Here is a 4,482-nt window from a genome sequence, read left to right on the forward strand (position 1 = left end):
GCTGCGGGTCATCTGGGCTCGGCTCGGGCAGGCGTACCGGATCGGCCAGCGGGAGCAGCCGTTCCCGCCAGTAGGCCAGCCCGGCCGGGCGGGCAGCCGTCTCGGCTGCCGGCCCCGCCGCGTCGATGAACGAGACGGTGGCGGGCGGGCCGTCGCCGTCCCGGCGGTCGTAGGCGGCCAGCAGGTCACCGAAGAAGACGTCCCAGGACACGTCGTCCCAGGCGATGTGGTGGGCGGCCACCGCGAGCAGGTGCCGGAGCGGGCCGTGGCGCAGCACGGTGACCCGCAGCGGCGATTCGGCGGTGAGGTCGAACGGGCGCCGGGCCGCGCGCAGCGCGATCTCCCGTGCGCGCTCCTCCCGCTCCTCGGCGGGCACGGTCGTCAGGTCCACGCTGAGCCACGCCGGTTCGATGTCGTCCCGGAGCACCTGCTCGAGCTGCCCGTCCGGGGTGACCCGGTAGGTCGTGCGGAGGATCTCGTGCCGGCGGGCGACGGAGAGCAGCGCCCGGCGCAGCGCATCGACGTCGAGCGGGCCGGTCAGCTCGAACCCGGCTGAGATCGTGTAGGCGGCGCTGCCCGGGTCGAGCCGCGACAGGAACCACATCCGGCGCTGTCCCGGGCTGGCCGGGTAGCCCCGGCCGGGCTCCCGTCGCGGCCGGGGGCCGGCGCCGCTGGCTGGCTCGCGCGTCAGTCGCTCGGCCGCCAGCCGGCGGCGGAGCAGCTCGCGTTTGCGCTGCGCGGAGTCGGGACTCGCCACGATGCACGTCCTTCCAGTGGTGCGGCTTCCAGCGGTGCGGCTTCCGATACGGCCTAGGGGAGGCGGGCGTGGCTGAGGGCCCGCGCCCGCGCCGTCGCCCGGCGGCGCTAACCGAGACGGCGGCGCAGCTCCCGCTTGTCAATCTTTCCGACGGGGGTGAGCGGTAACGTGTCGACGATCGTGAGCAGGTCGGGGAGCATGAAGCGGGCCAGCCCGCGCTCGCGCAGGTACGCCTTGACCGCCTTGAGGGTCAGCGTCGCCCCGGGCCTCGGGACGACCACCGCGCGGACGCTCTCGCCGACCTGCTCGTCCGCCGCTGCGATGACGGCGGCCTGGGCGATCGACGGGTGGGCGAGCAGGTGCTCCTCGAGCTCGGTGGCGGAGACGTTCTCGCCGCCCCGGTTGATGACGTCCTTGAGCCGTCCCTCGACGACCAGGTTGCCGCTGGCCGTCAGCCGGACGAGGTCGCCGGTGCGGTAGAAGCCGTCGGGGCTGAACGCGGTCGCGTTGTGCTCGACGGCCCGGTAGTAGCCGCGCACGGTGTAGGGGCCGCGGGTCCACAGCTCGCCGATCTCGCCGGGCGCCACGTCGGCGCCGTCGCGGTCAACGATCCGGATCTCATCGGCGGGCGCGAGCGGGCGGCCCTGGGTGGTGAAGGCGAGCTCGTCGTCCTCGTCCGGGCGGGTGTAGTTCAGCAGCCCCTCGGCCATGCCGAAGACCTGCTGAACGCGCGGGCCGAGGACCGTCGGGATGCGCCGGGCCAGCTCGGCGTCCAGGCGGGCGCCCCCGACCTGGAGCAGGCGCAGGCTGGCGGTGTCCGGCCCCTCCCATCCGGCGGCGTCGACCCAGATCCGGGCCAGGGCCGGGACGAGGGCGGTCACCGTGACCCGTTCCCGGGCGATGAGCTCGAAGACGATCTCGGGGCTGGGGGATGGCGCCAGGACCACCGTCGCGCCGACGCCGAGCGCTCCCAGGATGCCCGGGCAGGCCAGCGGGAAGTTGTGCGCGGCGGGCAGCGCGACCATGTAGACGTCGTCGCTGGTCAGCCCGCACAGCCGGGCGCTGGCCTCCGCGTTGTACGCGTAGTCCCAGTGAGTGCGCGGGATAAGCTTGGGCTTGCCGGTCGTGCCGCCCGAGATGAGCAGCACCGCGACGCCGGCCGGCTCGGGCACCGGTGGTGGCGCGGCCTGCCCGCCGGCCCGAGCGGCGGCCCCGGCCGCCGCTACGGCGTCGAGGCCGGTGAACGGACCGGCCTCACCGGCCACCAGCACATGACCCACCGACGGGACCGTGGCGACGATCTCCTGGGCCAGCGCCCGATGATCGAAACCCTCGTGCGTGTCCGGGATGGCGTAGGCCACGGCGCCGGATAGCCGGGCCAGGTGCTCGATCTCGACCCGGCGGTGCGCGGGCAGCACGAGCACCGGGATCGAGCCCAGCCGGAGCAGCGCGAGCAGCAGCGTCACGAACTCGGCGCGGTTGGGCAACTGGACCAGGACGCGGTCTCCGGGGGCGAGGCCGAGCCGGGCGAGGCCGGCGGCCAGGTCATCGGCGGCCCGGTCGAGGTCGGCGTAGGAGAGCCGGACCGGCCGGGCCGGCGGACCGGCCACGACGGCGGTGGCCGAGCCGGACCGGCAGGCCCAGGCCCGGAGACGATCGCCGAGCGGGGCGCCCCGCCAGTAGCCCTCGTCCACGTAGCGGCGGGCGAACTCGTCCGGCCAGCGGACCCAGCCGTCCGCCGCGCCCGGCTCGACTGGCGGACCGGTGACCGGCGGGGCGCTCACCGTTCGGTCCCGGCGGCGGCGGTCGCGCCGGAGGGATCGGCCGGGCCGAGCAGCCGCTCCTCGATCTCGTCGTCGGAGAGGCCGGCGATCTCCCAGGCGATCGCCGCGACGCGGTCGAGCCGCCCGGGCGTGGGCTCGGCCGCGCGCAGGTCCCGCGCGAGCGCGGCGACCGTCGGCGCGCCGAACAGCATTCGGACCGACACGTCGCCGGTGTCGAGCTCGTCGCGCAGCCGGGCCACCACGGCGGTGGCGAGCACGGAGTCGCCACCGAGGGCGAAGAACTCCTCGGTGACCCCGAACTCGTCGAGGCCCAGCGCCTCCCGCCAGACCGAGAGGATTACCCGTTCCAGGTCGGATCCTGGCGGGGCCGCGGCCGGCCGCGTTCCGTCGAGATCGCGTTCGAGGATGGCGCCGACCGCCTTACGGTCGATCTTCCCGTTGGCGCTCAGCGGGAGTTCGGCCACCGCGACGACCCGGTCGGGCACCATGTGCGGCGGCAGGACGGCCCGCAGGCCGGCCCGGACCGCCGCCGGGTCAACCGGGTCGGCAGGGTCAACCGGGCCATCCCCCGCGTCCGGAACGACGACGGCCCCGAGCGCGCTCGGACGCCCGTCCGCGCCGCCGGTCAGCTCCGCGCCGCCGGTCAGCACGGCCACCCCGGCCCGGACGCCGGGCAGCGAGGCGAGCGCCGCCTCGATCTCCCCCAGCTCCACCCGGAAGCCTCTGATCTTGATCTGGTGGTCGCGGCGGCCCAGGAACTCGACGGTGCCGTCCGGGAGGTAGCGGGCGAGGTCGCCGGTGCGGTACCATCGCTCGCCGCCGTGGGTGACGAACCGGTCGGCCGTGCGCTCCGGGTCACCCCGGTAGCCGCGGGCGACGCCGGCCCCGCCGATCCACAGCTCGCCGGCGACGTGGTCGGGGCAGTCGCGGCCCAGGGCGTCGACCACGCGCAGCCGGACGTTGCGCAGCGGGGTGCCGTAGGGCACCGAGCGCCATTCGGGCGGCACCGGCCCACCCCCGACGACCTCGCACACGGTGGAGTGGATGGCGGTCTCGGTCGTGCCGCCGAGCCCGAGGAACCGGCAGCCGGGGACGGCCGCCTCGAGCCGGCCGGGCAGGTCGACGCCGACCCGGTCACCGCCCAGAAGCACCGCGCGCAGGCTGGCGCCCAGCGGCACCCCGGTGGCCAGGACCAGGTCCAGCACGGCCGGCACGCAGTTGAGGATCGTGACGCTGTGGGCCGCGATAAGCTCGGCCCAGCGGGCGGCCTCGCGGCGGGACTCCTCGTCCACGATCACCACCGCGCCGCCGGATGACAGCGGGGCGAAGATGTCGAAGACCGACAGGTCGAAGTCGATGGCCGAGACGGCCAGCGTCCGGTCGCCCGGGCCGAGGCCGAGCCGGTCGACCAGGTCGTCGATGGTGTTCATCGCGGCCCGGTGGCCGACCTCGACTCCCTTCGGCTGACCGGTCGAGCCCGAGGTGAACAGAACGTAGGCCGGTTCGTCCAGGCGGACGGGATCGTCGGCCGCGCTCAACGTGAGTGTGCCGGGCGGGGCGGACGGGCCGGCGGCGAGCGCGTCGTCGAGGGTGAGCGGGGACACCCCGGCTGGCCAGTCCGGCCCGGGAGGCGCTGCGGATGACGCCGCGGACGGCGTGGTGATGACCGTGCGGAAGCCGGCGGTGGCGACGATCCGCGCGACCCGGGCCGGCAGCTGGTCCACCCCGACCGGCACGTAGGCCGCCCCGGCCGCCAGCACGCCGAGGACGGCGATGACCTGGTCCGGTCCCTTCGGCAAGCTGACGCCGACCAGGTCCCCCGGCCGCACGCCCCGGGCGGCGAGGGCGCCGGCCACCGCCGTCGCCCGGGCGGCCAGCTCGCCGTAGGACAGCGACCGGCGCACCGGCGACTCGCCGCCGCCGGCCGCTGAGTCCCACAGC

At 75.8% G+C, this 4,482-nt stretch carries 3 protein-coding genes; all 3 read right to left on the reverse strand.

Going from position 1 to position 4,482, the window contains the following annotated elements; all coding sequences use genetic code 11:
* Window positions 1-757: condensation domain-containing protein (locus AC08OQ_RS17835; protein WP_476612225.1), on the reverse strand; the 757-nt coding region annotated here is incomplete at its 3' end.
* Window positions 758-864: 107 nt separating this feature from the next.
* Window positions 865-2,541: a (2,3-dihydroxybenzoyl)adenylate synthase gene (locus AC08OQ_RS17840; protein ID WP_476601636.1), complete on the reverse strand. Its 1,677-nt coding sequence runs from the start codon at window positions 2,539-2,541 to the stop codon at window positions 865-867.
* Window positions 2,538-4,482: non-ribosomal peptide synthetase (locus AC08OQ_RS17845; RefSeq protein ID WP_476612226.1), on the reverse strand; the 1,945-nt coding region annotated here is incomplete at its 5' end. The genes AC08OQ_RS17840 and AC08OQ_RS17845, both read right to left, overlap by 4 nt.

The organism is Frankia sp. CcCS3 (assembly GCF_977927575.1).